Source organism: Burkholderia sp. 9779_493, from assembly GCF_015712215.1.
Lineage (GTDB): Bacteria > Pseudomonadota > Gammaproteobacteria > Burkholderiales > Burkholderiaceae > Burkholderia > Burkholderia cenocepacia.
Genome location: NZ_JACCQA010000005.1, coordinates 103,052 through 120,615, shown reverse-complemented (window position 1 = coordinate 120,615; position 17,564 = coordinate 103,052). Strand labels below are relative to the sequence as shown.

The 17,564-nt window shown below is 59.1% G+C and carries 13 protein-coding genes, 2 pseudogenes and 1 other annotated feature; of the genes and pseudogenes, 2 read left to right on the top strand and 13 right to left on the bottom strand.

Annotated features, from left to right (window positions below; all coding sequences use genetic code 11):
* Positions 1–459: 459 nt before the first annotated feature.
* The 9 genes and pseudogenes from H0X95_RS36260 to H0X95_RS06700 all read right to left on the bottom strand — a co-directional run.
* Positions 460–581: pseudogene (locus H0X95_RS36260) on the bottom strand (ABC transporter substrate-binding protein); the annotation flags it as partial.
* A 17-nt stretch (positions 582–598) separates the two neighbouring features.
* Positions 599–1,441: a formate/nitrite transporter family protein gene (locus H0X95_RS06735; RefSeq protein ID WP_196445971.1), complete on the bottom strand. Its 843-nt coding sequence runs from the start codon at positions 1,439–1,441 to the stop codon at positions 599–601.
* A 334-nt stretch (positions 1,442–1,775) separates the two neighbouring features.
* A complete protein-coding gene (locus tag H0X95_RS06730) occupies positions 1,776–3,131 on the bottom strand; it encodes a nitrate regulatory protein (protein ID WP_084750149.1) in 1,356 nt (451 codons plus the stop codon).
* 127 nt (positions 3,132–3,258) lie between these two features.
* Positions 3,259–4,023 (bottom strand): annotated as a pseudogene (locus H0X95_RS06725) (IS3 family transposase); the annotation flags it as partial.
* Positions 3,702–3,818: a sequence feature (AL1L pseudoknot), on the bottom strand. Its footprint overlaps the pseudogene before it by 117 nt.
* Before the next feature lie 117 nt (positions 4,024–4,140).
* Positions 4,141–4,731 carry a suppressor of fused domain protein gene (locus H0X95_RS06720; protein WP_230878158.1) on the bottom strand — a complete coding sequence of 197 codons (591 nt, stop codon included), beginning with the start codon at positions 4,729–4,731 and terminating at the stop codon, positions 4,141–4,143.
* A 55-nt stretch (positions 4,732–4,786) separates the two neighbouring features.
* Entirely contained in the window at positions 4,787–5,203 is a 417-nt protein-coding gene (locus H0X95_RS06715; RefSeq protein WP_077056230.1) for an Imm70 family immunity protein, read from the bottom strand.
* A 3-nt stretch (positions 5,204–5,206) separates the two neighbouring features.
* Positions 5,207–6,949, bottom strand: a complete 1,743-nt coding sequence (locus H0X95_RS36160) for a DUF4150 domain-containing protein (RefSeq protein ID WP_080331214.1) — start codon at positions 6,947–6,949, stop codon at positions 5,207–5,209.
* The gene (locus tag H0X95_RS06705; protein ID WP_060263189.1) at positions 6,942–8,285 is read right to left on the bottom strand and encodes a DUF2169 family type VI secretion system accessory protein; all 1,344 of its coding nucleotides are present in this window, start codon (positions 8,283–8,285) and stop codon (positions 6,942–6,944) included. Before H0X95_RS06705 ends, H0X95_RS36160 begins: the two co-directional genes overlap by 8 nt.
* An 11-nt stretch (positions 8,286–8,296) precedes the next feature.
* Entirely contained in the window at positions 8,297–10,408 is a 2,112-nt protein-coding gene (locus H0X95_RS06700; RefSeq protein ID WP_196433215.1) for a type VI secretion system Vgr family protein, read from the bottom strand.
* A gap of 139 nt (positions 10,409–10,547) precedes the next feature.
* Here H0X95_RS06700 and tssF point away from each other — a divergent pair, with 139 nt between their 5' ends.
* Entirely contained in the window at positions 10,548–12,425 is a 1,878-nt protein-coding gene (gene tssF / locus H0X95_RS06695) for a type VI secretion system baseplate subunit TssF (RefSeq protein WP_062884624.1), read from the top strand.
* Position 12,426: 1 nt separating this feature from the next.
* Here tssF and H0X95_RS06690 read toward each other — a convergent pair whose 3' ends face one another.
* Positions 12,427–12,999, bottom strand: coding sequence for a hypothetical protein (locus H0X95_RS06690; RefSeq protein ID WP_043205777.1), 573 nt, complete (start codon positions 12,997–12,999; stop codon positions 12,427–12,429).
* A 24-nt stretch (positions 13,000–13,023) separates the two neighbouring features.
* Positions 13,024–13,401 (bottom strand): DUF3592 domain-containing protein, encoded by a 378-nt coding sequence (locus tag H0X95_RS06685; protein ID WP_012492498.1) that lies wholly within the window; start codon positions 13,399–13,401, stop codon positions 13,024–13,026.
* Positions 13,402–14,148: 747 nt separating this feature from the next.
* On the opposite strand from H0X95_RS06685, the gene H0X95_RS06680 reads away from it, so the two are divergent.
* On the top strand, positions 14,149–15,168 hold the full coding sequence (locus tag H0X95_RS06680) for a site-specific integrase (RefSeq protein ID WP_196445970.1): 1,020 nt from the start codon (positions 14,149–14,151) through the stop codon (positions 15,166–15,168).
* Positions 15,169–15,202: 34 nt separating this feature from the next.
* Here the strand turns inward: H0X95_RS06680 and H0X95_RS06675 are convergent, their stop codons facing one another.
* Complete coding sequence (locus tag H0X95_RS06675) at positions 15,203–15,673, bottom strand: hypothetical protein (protein WP_196445969.1); 471 nt, start codon at positions 15,671–15,673, stop codon at positions 15,203–15,205.
* 826 nt (positions 15,674–16,499) lie between these two features.
* Positions 16,500–16,769, bottom strand: coding sequence for a type II toxin-antitoxin system HicB family antitoxin (locus H0X95_RS06665; RefSeq protein WP_196445968.1), 270 nt, complete (start codon positions 16,767–16,769; stop codon positions 16,500–16,502).
* Positions 16,770–17,564: the final 795 nt, after the last annotated feature.

Sequence of the window (17,564 nt, the reverse complement as noted above, 5' to 3'; positions counted from 1 at the left end):
CTGGCCTCTGTCTAAAGGTGGATAACGGCCAGCCACTGGAGCAAAACTTGCACCTGCTCCCGAAAACGGGGCGGACGCCGCACTCGTCAAGGCAAGGTTTGATCCATGCTCAACGGTTACGGCGCCACAGGGCGGGTCGCATCGTGGCAAGAATCGGAAAAGTCAGGCGGTTCCCGGCCATGGAGCAGAGACGTTCCGCCTTGGGCATCAACCACGAAATGGCACGCTCGGCACATCCCTACGCGGGTTGTAACGTTGAGCGCATTTTTGTGAGTGTCTCGACAGCCGCCCGCTGCATAGCCCCAAAGAAAGTCGTCACCGTTTGCGAAGTTACGTTGTCACTTCGCCGGGTGATGTCGACACCACGCGCGACCAGGTGACGCGTCTAGCTGGCGCCTCCACGAGTCGCTCGCCGAACCACTCGCGGCGCGCCGGCCGCTCACGCTGCAGGGCGATTGTCCGGCGCGCGGCAACACTCGTCGGCGTGACCGTGATCGCGTCGTAGATCAACCCCGGCGCATCCGCCGACGTGAAGCTCGCCCGCCCCCGGTGCGTTTCCGCGCGTCGCCGGCGTTCGGTTGCGGCTTGCGCAGCGCGATCAGGCCTTGCGCGCGACGACACCCACCGGCGAAACGGGCGCGCGTTTCGGTGCGGTCTTGTAGTGCGTGCTGTACAGCGCCGCGCCGACGAACACCAGCCCGCCGACCAGGTTGCCGAGTACCGTCGGGATCTCGTTCCACAGCAGATAGTCGACGATCGTGAAGTGGGCGCCGAGCATCAGGCCGGACGGGAACAGGAACATGTTCACGACCGAGTGCTCGAAGCCCATGTAGAAGAACACGAGGATCGGCATCCACATCGCGATCACCTTGCCGGGTACGGACGTCGACATCATCGGGGCGACCACGCCGGTCGACACCATCCAGTTGCACATCACGCCGCGCACGAACAGCGTGAGCATACCGGCGGCGCCGTGCGCCGCATAACCCAGCGTGCGTGCTTCGCCGATGCCGCCGATCTTCTGTCCGATTGCGTTCGGCGCTTCCGAGAAGCCGAATGTGAAGATGATCGCCATGAACAGCGCGACCGTCAGCGCGCCCGCGAAATTGCCGAAGAACACGAGCGTCCAGTTGCGGAACACGCCACCCCAGGTCGCGCCGGGCCGGCGATCGATCACCGCGAGCGGCGCGAGCGTGAAGACGCCGGTGAGCAGGTCGAAGCCCAGCAGGTACAGCATGCAGAATCCCACCGGAAACAGCAGCGAACCGGCCAGCGCGTTGCCGGTGTTGATGGTGATGCTGACCGCGAAGGCGGCTGCGAGCGCGAGGATCGCGCCCGCCATGTACGCGCGAATCAGCGTATCGCGGGTCGACATCGACAGCTTCGATTCACCGGCATCGACCATCCTGGTGACGAATTCGTTGGGTGTGAGGTAGGCCATGGTATGCGCTCGCAAAGTTGGACGGGCAAAAAAAAACGCGCCAGGCACTCGCTCGACATGCGAGTGCCTGGCGCGGACGCTGTTATCCACGTGATCGGCCGCCACGGTTCGACATGGCGTGATCGTCAGGCCGCCATTAGCCCGACGAGCGAGATGTTTGCAACTTTCATACCAGTGGCGGGGATATCGCGATGCAAGCCGGCCGGACGCGAGATGCCGGAGGGAAAGGCCGCAGCCGAACGCAGCGAATCGCACTCGCGCGGTGCGAACTGCACTTCGTGCACGCGCTTCGGGCGCCGCCGTGGTGCGTGAAGCGCGGTGCGGTGCGTTCCGGTCAGGTCGTGCCGTCGTCGTGCGGTGTCTCCGGCGCGCTTCGCTGCATACGACGTCGCACGGAAGTCTGCGCGTGCTCGTCGACGAATCGCTCGGGCGACGTCAGCGCGTCTTCCGCGATATCGGCAAGCGGCCGATTGCCGTCCATCGACGCCTTCTGCAGCATCCGATACGCTTCGTCCTCCCGCAGGCTGAAGCGCGTCATCAGCGTATTTTTCGCGCACTGCACGAGCTTTCGCTCGTAGAGCGCTCGACGTGCCGCGTCGAGCTCGACCTCCGCGCCGGCCAGTCGCGCCGATTGCGCCTCCAGCAGGGATTTCAGGCTGGCGAGCGTCCCCGGGTCGGAGCCGGAGAGACGTCCCGGCAGCTCGTGAACCGCCGCGCGCGCCGACAACGGATCGCCGGCAAAGAACTGGGCGAGCGCCTGGATATGCGGGGGCGGATTGTTTCGCAACTGCGCCATCAGGCGCTCGGAGTCGCGCAGCGTTCGGTGCGCGTCGTCGATTCGCGCGTCGCACGTTTCCTGCACCTGCAGCGTCAGTGCAATCTGAAGGTGCCAGAGATCATCGATGCGGGCGCTCGCGGCGTCGAACCATGCTTCGCTCAGGCCGGCATCGAGCGCATCGCCGGCGTGCACCGTGCACAGTACGCGGCGCAGCTTCTCGAGCGCCGCCATGTGCGGCTCCGTCAGGCGGGTTTCCCACCATGCGTTTTGCGCCGTGCTTGCGAAGCTCGCGAAGACTTCGAGACTGCGCTCCTGCGCGGCTATCAGATACAGCAGGCGCTGCTGCTGGTCCGCCGAAAACGAGCCCGCCGCAAACATGTGCGCACCGACGGCGCGTTCCTGTCCCGCTTCTTCCTTGCCCTCGACGACATGGACGAGGGCAATCAGCATGCGCGACACCGACGGATCCGCCCCGCTATCGGCAAACTGGAAAATCAGCTCTACCAGGCCGCCGATCACGGTACTGAAAGCCTGGACCGAATCCGGCGCCGACAGCGCAAGATGGTCGATCTGTTCGCGCAGCACATCCAGCGATTCCAGGTCGAGCAGCACCCAGGCGATCAGCGACAGCAGGCGCGACGTCGAGCCGCGTGCGGGCGTCAGCTCCCGATCCAGGCGCTCGCGCAACTGCGCGACGAGCGGCGCCGATTCGCCGCGCGAAGCCGCGTGTTCGGCGACAAAGCGCTTCCCGCTCGACGCCAGATAGATGCTGGTGGCGCCGCGCTCGCGCTGCAGCGCATGGATCAGGCGGCCGAGCAGGTCGACCAATTCGATCTGCTCGGCCAGCTGGCGCAGCGACGCGATTTCCTGCTGCTTGGCGAGCAGCGCGAATTGCAGGGCAGTGGCGGGCATGGTGAATACTGACCGTAGACAGGGACTCGGTTCAGTGTAGTGCGGACAATATTCGTTATTTTTACGCGTTGGATGTCAAGATTCGTGACGAAGGCGCGGTCCGCAACAAGGCGATCTATCTGGCGCCGTCCGTGGTCATCGACGAACTGACGCGCCAGCCAACAATACGGCGGGCGAATACGTCGATCACGAACGCGACGTAAAGCCAGCCTTGCCACGTCGAAGCGTACGTGAAGTCCGACACCCAGAGCTGATTCGGCCGCTGCGCGTTGAATTGCCGGTTGACCCGGTCAAGCGGGCGCGGTGCGCTCTTGTCGGCGATCGTGGTGCGAATCCGTTTGCCGCGAACCTCACCACGCAGACCTTGCAGCTTCATCAGCCGACCGACCGTGCAGCGCGCGACCACAATGCCCTCGCGGTTCATCTGCTTCCAGACCTTCGGCACGCCATAGACTGCATGTTGGCCTGCCAGACACGCCTGATCTCGGGTTGCAGAATCTCATCGCGTTTCGCGCGGGCGCTGCGTCTGGACGGATCGCGAAGCTGTGCCGCATGGCATCGGCAGCCCGACGGGGCGCTCCGCAAGACCTTGCAGATCGGCTCGCCCCCGAAGGTGTCGCGATGCTGATCGACGAACGCCGTCAGGACTTGAAACGGCGGTCGAGTTCCGCCTGGGCAAAAAACGCGCTCGCAACCTTGCGAATCTCGTTGGCACGACGCAGTTCCTTGACCTCGCGCTCCAGGGCCTTCAGCCGTTCGCGTTCGTCAGTGGTCACGCCATCGCGCTCCCCTGGTCAACCTGATCACGCTTGATCCATTCGTGCAGCGTCTGCGGCGTACACCCAATCATCGGCGCAATCGACTCGACCGCTGCCCACATCGCCGGATGTTCGGCGGCGAAGCGCAGGCGTTAGGTTGCCCAGACAGATGAGTCGTAGCTGCGCAGATGCTGAGCTCCGTCGACTGGACGCGCGAACCGGCCCAAACGGCTTTGCAGGCAAACGTAGCTTTACTTCAACGAAGATCGATACAAGTCAAATACATCTACATCCGCTTGTTCAAGCAAATCTTCAAATTCACTATCCCCGCGCGTGCGGAGGATCTCAAGTTCTGCATCAGAAATAGGGATTCCTTGCAACCAATTGACTTTCTCTCCGCTCTCCAAGTCAAGTTGCTTGAAATGCCCGTCATTCCACAGAAACGGTGCTGTCAGATACAGATGTGGGACTAACGTGTCGCTGTAGCATTCCGCGACATACCCTTCCAGCACGCCCCCTGGCATCACCGCCCACCGTGATCGCATTAGCGCAAAAGCAGCAAACGCAAGCACATTTGGCCAGTGCTCAATATCAGCGGGCATTGCACCACACAACTCAACACGAGTCCCTAACTCCGTCTCGCCGCCAAGAGCAGTCTCAAAGAGACCTATCGTGCTGTAAGACACGAGATCGGGGTCAGGCGAGTCCGCGACTGAGAGTACGTCGACCGCCATGGGCAAGTCATCGTGCAGATATTCCAGCACCTTGGGCATGCCGTCGAACACCGACAAGGCGTGCCGCCCCACAGCTTTTCGGCCAGCAGAAATTGGGCCTTTTGTCATGTCACGATTCGAGATGAGCGCTCACGGTTGAAGCACGATGCGTAAACGAGATAGACTAAATCTCTTCAATCACAACATCCGCTTTATTCTTCAGCGCATCATCAAAAGCTTCAATCAACAGATCAAACAAATCGCGCCCCGTACTAGATACAAAGTAATTACCCATCGAAGTAATATCTGAACTAATATCCGCCCCCCAAGGAGGTTGCTTGGTTCGATCTTCATAATCCCATATTACCGAAGAGGGCGGAAAATTATTCAACTCTTCACGAATTTTCTTCAACTCCTCTAGCGCCTGCCCAACGTGCTCCGCTGGCACACGCCCCTCATAAAACTCTTTCGATATAACGGGAAACTTGGTTCCCGGACCGTTGGACTCCAAGAGCCCCCAGATTGTGGAAAAGAACGAGTTAAAAAAGCTCGATGCTCCGACCTCGTCAACTATCGATCCGACTCGTACGCCAACTGACATGTGCTACCTCAATATGGTAATGTTACTTGGCTGAATTATACCGTTACTGCGCGTGGAGATTGACTGAATAACGTTTTGCAGCTCACCACGACTGACTACTTGACCACGAATATCTACAAAAAGCGATTGGACGGTATCCGGAGGCAATTGTTGCGCACGATAGATCGCCTGATTCGATACGTTATCGATCAATCGTTCCTGGCCTGCGGGCGTCTCAATATTGTAGTTCTTCACTTCAACGCTCGAACCATCTTTATACCAGTCAGGACGTGTGCTTCCTTTGGTGCCATAGGGAACCTCTTTCCCGTCCTTGAAGGACCTTTGTTCTTTGTATCCTTGCCCGAGTTTCTTCCCTACATCCTTCTCACTCTGCCTCCAAGACGGCCTCTTAGGCTTGGCTTGGACTTTCAGTCCATCTCCCGCAGGTTTTGCGTTGGCCTCCCCTGCGGCTTTCGCTGCATCAGCGGTCGCCTCGGTTGTCTCGCCTCCCTTCGCCGCCGCACCTCCAATGTCAGAGGCCTTGCCTGCTTGGCCAGCCGCCTCGGCAACCTCGCCAGTCTTCCCAGCCGCGTTCGCAACCTCTCCCGTTTTTCCCGCGACATTTGCAACGTCAGCAAGCTCGCCTGCCTTTCCGGCAACATTCACCGCCTCGCCAACCTTGCCTGCCACATTCCCCGCTTCGCCGACCTTGCCGGCAGCACCAACACCACCAACAAACAATCCGCCGATGTCGACCGCGCCGCGCCCCAGCGCCTCACCATAGTTGCCCTGGCTCCACGCCTCCATATACGGCTTGGTGATGCCATCGACGATCGCGCCAGGATGATCGTAGATCGCCTGCGCCGTCTTTCCGGCTGAGTCCAACGTCTGCGAGTACCCGTGGTAGTCGTATAACCCTGTCAGATCAGACAGACCCTCAGCAGCCTGCGACACTGGCGATAGCTTGGCCGCTCCGACCGCCAGCCCGCCCAAGCCCTTCGCCATGTCCCACACCGCGCCGCCGGCCCCCTTGAAGAACCCGCCAACTTGATGCATGACGCCCTTCTCGGGTGGCGGATTCGCATCCCCCACGACGTTCCCGCTCGCATCCACCGAGCTACCCGGCGCGGGCGCAGTTACGTAAGTGCCCGTACAGTTGCCGGAGTTCATCGTGCACGGGTCACCGTCACGAATAACGGGATGGCCACCCGCGCGAACCGTCGTGCTTCCCTTCGTCGGCTTGGTCTCGCCTCCCACCGTGCCGGAACGTACCCCATCGGCTGAGCCCGCTTCGTCGCCCGTACATGTCGGGACCACGCTCTGATCGAGCACGTACGCCGGCTTGCCGTTGAATCGCACGCTCGGCACGACGCCCGACGACCCGCTCAGATCCGACACGACCTGATAGGGTACCGGTGGTGTCGAGCTGCCCATCGGAGTCTTGCACACATCGGGCGTGCTACTCACGGCCTTGAAGCTGCCGTCCTGCCTCGACGCAATCCGATTGCCCTTGGAGAAGTGATCGGACGGCTGCGCCTGATCCTGCGGCTTATAGACGCCCGTTTCAAAGCGCCTCTGGACTGACTTCCCCGCTTCATCGAATATATCGCGCAGGTCCGGGCGATCGCTCCACGGATTCGGCGTATTCCACAAAGAGTCGAGATTTTTTACTGCGTCACGAGCCTGCTCCACACTCTGGATGTTGAAATGCTCCCGAAAAACGTCACCCGCATCTCCGGTGATGGTGACCGTTAGTGGTTCAGCCATGCCGCACCTCCGCCGGATCGACCGCGTTACCCGACGATGTCGCGGCAAGCCGCTCCAGCCCCGCCCGGTCGACAAACCTTGCCTCGAAGCGCTGCGCACGCACTGATTTCATCAGCGTTGCGCGCCACGCCAACGTCACCACGGGGTTCGCTGCGTCCGACACATCAACTGACAACGTATCGAGCAGCAGCGGCGCGAACTTGAGCGACTGGTCGGTGTAGACCCATCCCATCGGTAGATGGCCTGGCAAGGCGATGCGCAGGATCGTATTGCCCCGCTCGCCGACGGTCGATCCGGGCGTGCCAACTGGAACAAGATTCGTCAGCACGATCGTCTCGTCACCCTTCAGGTGCGGCACCTGCATCTGTGGGTGCGCGCCATTCCAGTACCTGAACTGAAAATCGTCCGGCAAGCCCGGATGGCGCTCAGCGAGCCACTGGTCATCGTACGTGCCAGCAAGCTCACGCCTCGATTTCCACGCCTTCCCGACGATACCGACGCCAGCCGGATGCAGCGACGGAGGCGCCTGCCCATTCACAGCTGCGAGCCACGCTTGTATCGAGATGGGTTCGCTGCTGGCTTCGATCTGCGGAGCAGCGACCCGCTGCAGCTTCGTCGCATCAAGGAACCAACGTTCAGCAAATCCCAGACCGATCGGATTGTTTTCGCAGGCCGTATGCGCCACCGGGACGTTATCTTGATCGGGATGCGCAGCCTGCTGCTTGTCATCGAGCCGAGATGCCTTCGGCACACGTTTCGCAGCCGGATCCTGCGCGTCGATCCGACACTGCCCGCCCCATGCGTATTCGTAACGCATAGGCAGCGCTGCGATTGGCTCAGGCGGCGTCAACCACCAGTCGATGGGACGCACGATGCCGAGCGAGGCGATCTTCACGAGTCGGTTCATGCTTCGACCAAACGTCGATCGTCGAGCAAAGTACCTTGGGCCGGTCACGAACAACCTACGATCTAGCAGGACTTTCGTCGTCGGCACACCCGTGTCGTTGTTGGATCGCATGGGTGCCGACACAATTCGAATGCCCGCTGCGAATCGCGGCAACGATCGCCCCTGCGGCGCATAGGCCGTCCCGTTGATGAGTACATCGCAAAGCGGTTTATACGGCGCGAGATCGCTTTCCTCTGCCACGCTGGACTGATTCGGCTCGCCGTGGAAACGATCTGATGTCGCGAGCGGTCTCTGCTCCTGCGCAAGCATCAACACGCCGTCTCGCAGCTCGAAAGTCTGGCGCAAGACAACGGTATGGAACGATGCGCCGTCCGGCGCAAACGACTCGAACGCCAATGCAGGAAAAGGCGTGTGATTGGAGAACTCCATCGCCGCTCCCGTCAATTGACGTCAACATCCTTGCCGTTGATCTGCACCGGCCCTGAGCCCTCGATTAGCAGTTGCGTGCCGCGCAGCGTGATGTGTCCGTTGCTCTCCATAATGAGCACCGAGCTACCGGTCTTGAGCTCGATACGGTCGCCAGCCGTGATCGTGTACGTCTTGCCGACCATCGTGGTCTTCGACAGGCCGACTTCTTCAGCGCTAGCCAGCCCCGCCGATGTGTTCACTGCGCCGGCCACTGTCACCTGATAGCCGCCGCCCACGGTCAGTGCTTTTGCAAGCCCCACCGTCTCCGTCGACGTCAGCGCAATCAGGAGATTCTCCATCCCTTGGATGGTCTCATTCCGGTTGCCACCGACCGTCAGCGTCTCGTTGTTACCAACGGTCTCGGTGCGATCCACCCCAACGTGAATCGTCTCGTTGTTGTCGACCGTTTCCGTACGATCGTGGCCGACGTGCACCGTCTCATCGTGATCGATGTTCTTGGTGCGGTCGTTACCTACCCAATGCGATTCATCGTGCTCGACCTCGATGCGCTGATCCTTCTCGGCGTGTAGCCACACCTCTTCCTCGCCCTTCTTGTCCTCGAAGCGAATCGCATTGGCCGTATTGACGTTACCGGTCTTGGTCGAGCGCGTCAGAATCCCGCTCTGTGTCGCGTTGGCTGGCAACGCCCACGGCGGCATGTTCTGCGAGTTGTAAACGCGCGACGTCACGAGGGGACGGTCCGGATTTCCATCAAGGAAACTCACGACCACCTCATCCCCGATTCGCGGGATCTGAATCATCCCGAAACCGCTACCCGCCCACGGCTGGCTCACGCGCACCCAGCAGGAACTCCCTTGGTCACGTTTGCCGAGACGATCCCAGTGGAACTGCACCTTCACCCGGCCGAGACTATCCGTATAAATCTCCTCGCCTTTCGGACCCACGACGATTGCCGTCTGCGGCCCGACGATCGTCGGACGCTCGCCCTCGAATGCCGGACGGTACGGAATTTTCTTGCGAATGCAGGTGAAGCTGCATGAATACGCAGAAGTCCCCTCGCCAGGCTCGTAGTTGTTCGTGCCTGTGTGCGACACAGTCAGCAACAGGAATTGCCGGTCTTCCTGTTTGGTACTGGCGTGATCGTAGTGGTCGTCCAGCTCGAAGTATCGGCACGGCATCATCCGCCGGCCCGTCGTCACCCCGACGAACGTTTTGCTGTGTGCAGCCAGCGCTTCCGTCCGGAAGCGCGCGAGCTCTTCGCCCCGATCACTGTCAGCGAAACCATGCTCGCCGAGGTAGTCGTAGATCTCGTAGGACGGTACGTCGCCTTGATTGACTTCCGTGCCGCCCGACACGAATCGCCGGGCATGAGGAATTTTGTAGTCGAACGTTTTCAGTCCGACCGTGTCCGGTGCAAGCTGACGCTGTGCTTGAAATGACGTGATGACGGCGAGATTGTCCATCGCCTCGCCCTGATTGTATTGCAGCGATGGACTGCGCCCGTCGATCGGCTTCGCGGTCACCGAGTTATCGGCGATGATCAGCTTGTGCCCATCCTTCGCATGCTCGAAGTAATAGAACAAGCCATCCTCTCGCATCAGCCGTTCGACGAAAGCAAGATCCGTCTCACGGTACTGCGTGCAATAGCTGCGATTCTGCGTTCCTTTCGACAGACGGAACTCAAACGATGCCAGCTTGCCGTACTCGCGAAACACGCGGGAAAGAATCGCCTCCGTATTCTCTTCCTGAAAGATCCGAATGTCCTGTCGGCGAGAAAGCATCCAGAGCCACGGCAGGATCGTTGCGCTGTACATCGCAAAACCGCCATCGGTATCCAGATGCGAAAACGCCGCGACGTATCCGTGGAAGTAACGCTCTTCCGAGCTGGCGAGCGCATCGGTCAACTGCAACGTGATTGTCACAGGTTGGCCGATCAACTTCTTCAGCTCGATATTCTTGTCTTGCGACGCGAGCCGGACATGCATCTCGAAATTCTGAGATAACCCCTCGGTACAATGGAAATCGACAAGCACGAGATCCGATCGACCTTTCAATGGCGTTTCAATCGTAAACAGGCGATTGCTCTGGAGCCGGAAGAAGCTCGCAATTTCGGACATTTGCATATATAGCCTCGGAATCTCTCAGCAGAGGGGCAATTTTTTGTCGGCGCGGCCATTTTAATATGCCTGCGCGCCATTTTGACTAGATGTCGGCTCCGGAAAACAGGGACCGATTATCGCGGATTATTGAATATTGCAGCGAATGGACCATCTGCTGTCACATTACGAACGTGAAGTCGGATTGCTTGCACGCAGTCTGGCGGACTTTGCTCGACGCTTTCCGAAGATTGCAGCACGCCTGGGCATGTCTGGTGGCCACGTCGAAGACCTGCACGTCGACCGAATGGTACAGACGTTCGCGCTGCTAGCGGCTCGTGTCGATGCGAAGCTTGATGACGATTACCCGCAATTCACCGAGGCACTTCTCGAAATTGCCTATCCGCAGTATCTGCGCACGGTCCCGTCATGCGCGGTTGCCTCGTTCGACCCATCGGTTCTGTTCGGTCAGCTTACCGAACCGCTGACGATAGCGCGCGGCACGATGCTGGACGCCAATGCCGCACCGTGCCGCTTCCGTACACTCTACGACGTCACGTTATCGCCGTTGCGTATCTACTCGGCACGCTATTCATCAGCGACGCTCGCGCCAGCAGCGGCGCGCATCCCGACAGAAGTGACGGGGATCATTTCGATTACCTTTACAAGCGAATCCGCGTCGCAAGCATTCGATGACGCCATTCCGTCCACCCCAGTGCGGGTACATCTGTCCGGAGAGCGGCCGCTCGTCGCCGCGCTTTCCGATACGCTGTTGCTTCGTGCATCGGCCGCCTACGTGGAGGTGGACGAAAGCGGACGCTGGACCCGCTTGTCGAAAGCCCCCATTGAGGCGGCCGGCTTTGCCGATGACGAGCGATTGTTGCCGAACCAAGACGATACAAGCGCACAATCGTTCAGGCATCTGATCGAGTATTTTGCCTTCCCCGAGAAGTTTGATTTCGTCGACATCGACCTGGGTCGAATGCGTCGCGCCGCGCGCGCCGAAGCAGCTCGACGACTGACGCTTCACGTCGCCGTGCAAGGCACCGCCCATGATTCCGGCACCGCTCAGATCCTGGCAACGCTGAACACCAGCACGTTCCGATTGTTTTGCACACCGGTCGTCAACCTGTTCGAACGCGCGGCAACGCCTATCCAGCTAACCAGTCACGATGCCACCTATCCGATCACGCCGACCCCGTTGGCAACCGGCATTCCGCTGAGCGTCTACTCGGTTGAGGCCGTGTATCTGGGCGAGCGTACGAAGTCGGGCGAAGACAAGGCCGCCATCGCTTCACATGCGGCACCGCGCACGCAGGTGTGGCCGTATCGTGCATTCAGTCACGCGCGGCCCATGGATTCGTCCGCCATCTATTGGCTGGCCTACCGAGATCCGGAGGCCATGCCGGACGGCGCGCTGGCGGAATCGCAACTGGCGTTGGTCGACTTAAAGGGTCAAACCGCTCATCCGCGACACCCTCAGGTCGATGTCGATGTCCTGGCAACCAACGGAGCAATGCCGTCCCGGTTGCCGATCGGGGCCCCCGATAGCGATCTTCTGTACGAGGGTTCGGCATTGGCGTGCCCGATCATGCTGCTCTCCCGCCCCACCTTGCCGGCTGCCTTGCCGCGGGGCGGTGCACTTTGGCGCGTCCTGTCGGCACTGGCGCCGCATCCGCTCGACCTGACGCGGACCGGACTACCCGCGCTGAAGGAGTTTCTCCGTTTCCATGCTCCGCGTTCCAGCGTGGTTGCCCAACGCTGCATCGACGCGATCGCATCTCTCGACTGCAAACCAGCGATCAGGTGGATGTCTCTCGACAATCACTTCCCGTCATTTGTTCGCGGTGTGGAGATCCTGCTTTCGTTCTCCGAGGCGGCGACACGAGATGTCAGCCTGCATCGGTTCTCGGCTGTCATGGACCGATTCTTCGGCCCGTACGCTCAGTCAAACAGCTACGTTCAACTCGTCGTGTTGTCGGCCGAGAGCGGCAAGGAGCTGTTGCGATGCGCGCCACGCCCTGGGACACAACCGCTGGTATAGGTCAGTGGAGATAGCCAGCCAGAATCCCCCCACCCACACCAGCTTGAAAGCCAGCCGTTCGACCGTGCATATATAGCAGCGCCGGAGCATTCGCAACGGCGTCCGCCAAAATCATCGACATGGCCGGGCTTGTCAAGCCCAACGCAAGCATTGCCGGATTGATGCCCAACAGCATCACAGTCGCTCCCTGTGCGACAACCACCCCACCGTAACCGTCGAGATAAACGGTTCCGCCTTGCAAATCCGACCGCGTAAGTTCACTGCCCTTGAATGCACTGGTCATGTAAACGGTCCCATGACTCGGGAAATCATACGTCGAGCCAGCAGCACTTGCATCATGGCTACCGAAGTTCGGCAATTTCAATTCTGGGATTGTGAACCTCGGCAATTTGATTTTCGGAATCCTGGCGCCCCAGCCGTAACCAATACCCACACCACCGTAGTAGAAGCTTTGCGAATGTTTCTGTGGATCAGTGAGAATGATATTCCCCCCCGTCGCAACTACGATGTCAACGCTCACCCCACCGCCCGCGCCAGTGTCATATTTCCACTTGCTCTTTCGAAGATACGACATACGCCCTCTCTCTTCTGCTTCTCGTTATGTTCGTGACGGCAGATTCATAATCCCGCACACGATTGCAACCGCACCCATGAAGGCAAAAACAATCGTCGAATCCCAGATCGCGGCGAAGACATTCATCGTTGCGCTGCCATCAGGATCGTCGGCCTGGTACCGCACCTCGACTCGCTGACCGAGCTCCACTTTCGTGACAATCCCGCCTTGCGGATACGAAATCTGCTGTCCTGTCTTGGTGGTGAATTGAATCTCGGGATGGTATCCGCCAGCATTGAGCTTAACGACGAGGCCCGGTACCACAATCGATGTTCGAAGAAATTCTCTAGTCGACTGTGCGCTGATTGCAGCAGCGACAAGAAGGCCCACCCCAATCACAATGGCACTGATGCCCTTAAACATGACGCCCTCGTTTACATTCCCTACAATTATTCGGGTGCTCCATGCTGATCGTATCAGCCTGCCAAATTCTAAAACATCCTCACCTGGACGCCAGACTGTCCGGCTGGTGCGCTATCAGGCCTTCGGCAAGTGGCGCGCTTGCGAATGGTCTCCGAGATCGAGGATGGGTTGTGTTCATTTCGGGAGCCGTAAGTTGGTTTGGAATTGGGCAAGCAGCGCTCCACTACAAATCGTGGCAAGTGGTGCCCTTCGCCTGCCTAACCGGTATCGGCCTTGCGATGTGCATAGCCGTATTTAGGCCAGACCCAAGACGGGACACTGTGTTTTATGGCATCCGACGTGACGCCCGGAAATCGTTCTGGCAGCGAAAGCGCAATGACATCCTCGCTAAATTGATAGCGGCCGTCATGGGCGCAGTACAGGGCGTTGGAGGAACACTGCTAACCCAAGCGCTCAACAGATGATGACGCGGCCTCCGGCAAAGTATCGGGCGGTCATCGGGTGGAATTCATTCACACTCCATTCACACCGAACGGCGAAGGGAGCCAACTTGACAGCAGTCGCTCGCGTGACTAAGTGACTGAATAAGCGAAGAATCCTGGCCCGCCCTACACGATTCGAACGTGTGACCTACGGCTTAGAAGGCCGTTGCTCTTGGGCGGCAAACCCTTGTCGGGCTTGCCTTCTATCCAACTGAGACCAATCTAGTCACACTCCAGTCACACCGGCGACCTCCTTGGAGGCCGTATGGCGACCGTAAGCAAGCGCGAAAATGGATGGATGTGCCAAGTTCGCAAAAAGGGCTACCCTGCCACGTCAAAGAAGTTCGCGACCAAGATCGAAGCCCTCGCATGGGGCCGCATGATCGAATCGGAGATGGACCGGGGACTATTCGCGAGCCGTGACGATGCCGAGCGAACGACCCTCGCGGATCTACTCGACCGGTACACCCGCGACATATCCCCGACCAAACGCAGCGGCGGCAGCGACAAAGGGCGCGCGGGGAAGCTCAAGAAGCAACTTGGCGCGTACAAGCTGACCGCACTAACCGCATCCCATCTCGTCGGCTACCGAGATGCACGACTCAAAGAGGTGTCGCCGCAAACTGTCGTTCATGAGTTGAATCTCGTGAATCGCGTACTGACATTGGCAACACGTGAATGGGGCATCGTCCTGCCCAGCGGCGTACCCAAGGTCGTCAAGCCTCGGAAACCACAAGGCCGTAACCGCAGACTGCACCCGGACGAGATACAGGCAATCATCGACGCCACGGAATCTCCGGACCTACGAGACTTCATCCAGCTTGCCGTAGCGACCGGGATGCGCCGAGGTGAGTTGGCGTCGCTGCGTTGGGAGAACATCGACCTCGATCAACGCACCGCACACCTACCGGTGACGAAAACGGATACGCCGCGCACCGTCCCGCTCTCCAGTGTCGCCGCAGCCGTGCTACAGGCCCGCAAAGGCACTGGACATGCCGTTCCCTTCGCCGTCACTGCAGATGCCCTTACGCGAGCGTTCTGCCGCGCCGTACAGAGGGCTCGTAAACTCTATGAATCGACGTGCGGCATCCTTGACCGCCCTGCTACCCCGAACTGGCTTATCGGTATCCGTCTGCACGACCTCCGGCACGAAGCCACAAGCCGTTTATTCGAGAAAGGTCTCAACCCGATGGAAGTCGCTAGCATCACGGGTCATAAAACGTTGAGCATGCTCCAACGCTACACCCATCTCCGCGCCGAAGATTTGGCGAAGAAGCTGGGCTAACCGTCCGGGTTTCCGGTCATCCTCGAAACCGGAATTATTGTGCATCACCGCCCTGCCCGGAGAATGGATTGAACTTCGGGTCCTCAATTCTTCGAGAAATTACCCACAGGTCAGTCAGCTTATTGCATTCGCCTATCACGCGCATCAAATGGGCACGCGCCTCTCTTGCAGCGACCACTTTCGTCCAAATGGCATGCCCTTGTTCAAGCTGAGAGCGAAGTTCCCGCATCCGCTCCAGACCTGATTGGTTGACGTCCTGGAGAGCCTTATCTGTTGTCGGATCATAAGGCTTCGGCCCAAGCTTGCGTCGCGCACGCACATAAGATTCCTCAAGTGGTTGCATCATCTTAGCCAACTCATCGAAGCGTGCGTGAAGCACCTTTTGCTCATGCTCCAACTTCTGAAATTCTGCGTACGTCAGCCGGGGCTGCTCCCGGAGCGCGTCCACGGCCTTTCGTAGCTTCTTCGGATCGAACAACGAGAAGTTGATGGCATCTTGATCCACTTCGCTTGCCCCTGACGAGAATGAGGAGCAGCCACTTTACACCGCACATATGATCCAGTTCGAGTCCGGAAACAGGCACCGAACCGGCACCGCCTATTTTAGTCGTACTCCTTCACAACTGGAGCAAACCATCGCAGAATGGCCGCTCCACGCCGACCAGGAGTGACCTATGCCTAGGGTGAGAACGCATCAATTGCCGGAATCGCGACACCAGCCTCAAGTGATCCGAGAAATAGTCCGGCAAGGACCGGGAATCTCTGAGATTGACGCATTTCGGATCGCATCAAAGGCCGTAGAGATTTACGCTACTCGCCACCCACGGCCGCTCCACGTTACCTATACCCAAGCTGCGGAAATGCTGGGTATCAGCCGCCATACAGTGAAAAAGCGAATGGTGTTCTACCGCGTCAAGCTGAACAAGTTCGGCATGATCCCCATCGAGGAGATAGACCGGATGCTGGCCGTGACCGACTAATCCGCCGGAACTTCGTACGGGTCACTATCCCACGATGAGCGGTAGGCCCGTCCCGATCACCGTCACAGCGGCGCTCAGGCCAACCGATACAGCCGTCCACAGAGCCGCACGTCGATTTAGCTCGGCACTTTCGCTGCTTGCTTCGAGAATTCCAGCAATCCAACCCGAATTGGAGGCTGAACCAGCGCCGGGAGGCTCAATCCCGCCACACTTTTCCCATATCGGCCTTACGTATAGCTTGCTCGACAGATACCAGAGACGCGCGGCGTAGACTCCTGTGAACGCAGGGAACAAGGTAAGCCAACCGACAATTGCCAGCATCTTCATAACCGGTACCTTGCTGATTGAGGGTTAGGCCCGCCGAGGAAACTCAACCTCGACATTCGCCCAGACCGCTCCGGCGTAGTCGGGGTTCGCAGAGAGTTCTTCCACGGTCGAACAGGTGAAGTGCGCCCCCTCTCCAAGCGCGAGCAAAGTCTCAACGTGACTTGCGATTGCAACCTTCGTGTTCTCGATGGCCTCGCCCATGGTCTCGCCCCATGAGTGCACACCAGGAATGTCCGGTACGGTCACGCCGTAGACGGTCCCGTGGTCCTTATGGATTGCTATAGGAAACTCCACAGCCACCTCCAGAAGTATTGGGCCGCCGCAACGTTAACGAATACAGACGTGTCAAGGCCGCCCCTTATTTCTAAGAGGCGGCCGGAGGTTCACCACGCATAAGCGTGATTTACCAGGAGCCTAAGACTACACAGGCTCGTTAGATTTAATTGACTAAGCGCCTCACAGTGCTAGACTGAGGGCGTAGTACAGCACTCACAGCAGCGATTTAGGCCAATGCAACCACGCAAGCCACAGGTAATGAACTGCGAGTGACGTGTATGCCATCGACGGCTCAAGAAAGATCTTCATTGAAGTTCCTAAGCAGGGTTTGAAGGATGCCGCAACCTCCCGCCAGAGGTTGCGGCATTTTTTCATATGGGTCCCGTACTACATGGGTCCATGAATTCATCCTAAACCCTTTCTTATTTTTTTTCACGAACTCCTCGTATGAAGTTCGTCATTCCCGACAACACAGCTTGGACACGGTATTTCGACGTTCTAAAATTGAACGCCCGTTAGCAGTTCCGCAGCACGGCTGCGCTGTAGTCTCCGCCCTGCATTGCCCGCCGCTACTAGGTCAGTACCGAACCACACACCTTCCAAAGAGCGTTCGCGTCGCTGCGCGTGGCTGGCCGTTACAAATCTTTTTCGCCGCGCCCTTACGGAGAATCCCGTATGCGTTTTCGCTGCGTCACCTCGCCTATCGACGCGAACGTGCTGCGCTCTAGTCGATGAAGTCCCGGCACACCGTCAATACAGCCTTGATCTCGCCGTGACTACAGGCACTGTCGCGCCCGACGGGAAGCAACTAGC

Bases quoted from the DNA above. Each gene is read 5' to 3' on its own strand.
- H0X95_RS06735 (WP_196445971.1), bottom strand. From the start codon at position 1,441: ATGGCCTACCTCACACCCAACGAATTCGTCACCAGGATGGTCGATGCC.
- H0X95_RS06730 (WP_084750149.1), bottom strand. From the start codon at position 3,131: ATGCCCGCCACTGCCCTGCAATTCGCGCTGCTCGCCAAGCAGCAGGAA.
- H0X95_RS06720 (WP_230878158.1), bottom strand. From the start codon at position 4,731: ATGACAAAAGGCCCAATTTCTGCTGGCCGAAAAGCTGTGGGGCGGCAC.
- H0X95_RS06715 (WP_077056230.1), bottom strand. From the start codon at position 5,203: ATGTCAGTTGGCGTACGAGTCGGATCGATAGTTGACGAGGTCGGAGCA.
- H0X95_RS36160 (WP_080331214.1), bottom strand. From the start codon at position 6,949: ATGGCTGAACCACTAACGGTCACCATCACCGGAGATGCGGGTGACGTT.
- H0X95_RS06705 (WP_060263189.1), bottom strand. From the start codon at position 8,285: ATGGAGTTCTCCAATCACACGCCTTTTCCTGCATTGGCGTTCGAGTCG.
- H0X95_RS06700 (WP_196433215.1), bottom strand. From the start codon at position 10,408: ATGCAAATGTCCGAAATTGCGAGCTTCTTCCGGCTCCAGAGCAATCGC.
- tssF (WP_062884624.1), top strand. From the start codon at position 10,548: ATGGACCATCTGCTGTCACATTACGAACGTGAAGTCGGATTGCTTGCA.
- H0X95_RS06690 (WP_043205777.1), bottom strand. From the start codon at position 12,999: ATGTCGTATCTTCGAAAGAGCAAGTGGAAATATGACACTGGCGCGGGC.
- H0X95_RS06685 (WP_012492498.1), bottom strand. From the start codon at position 13,401: ATGTTTAAGGGCATCAGTGCCATTGTGATTGGGGTGGGCCTTCTTGTC.
- H0X95_RS06680 (WP_196445970.1), top strand. From the start codon at position 14,149: ATGGCGACCGTAAGCAAGCGCGAAAATGGATGGATGTGCCAAGTTCGC.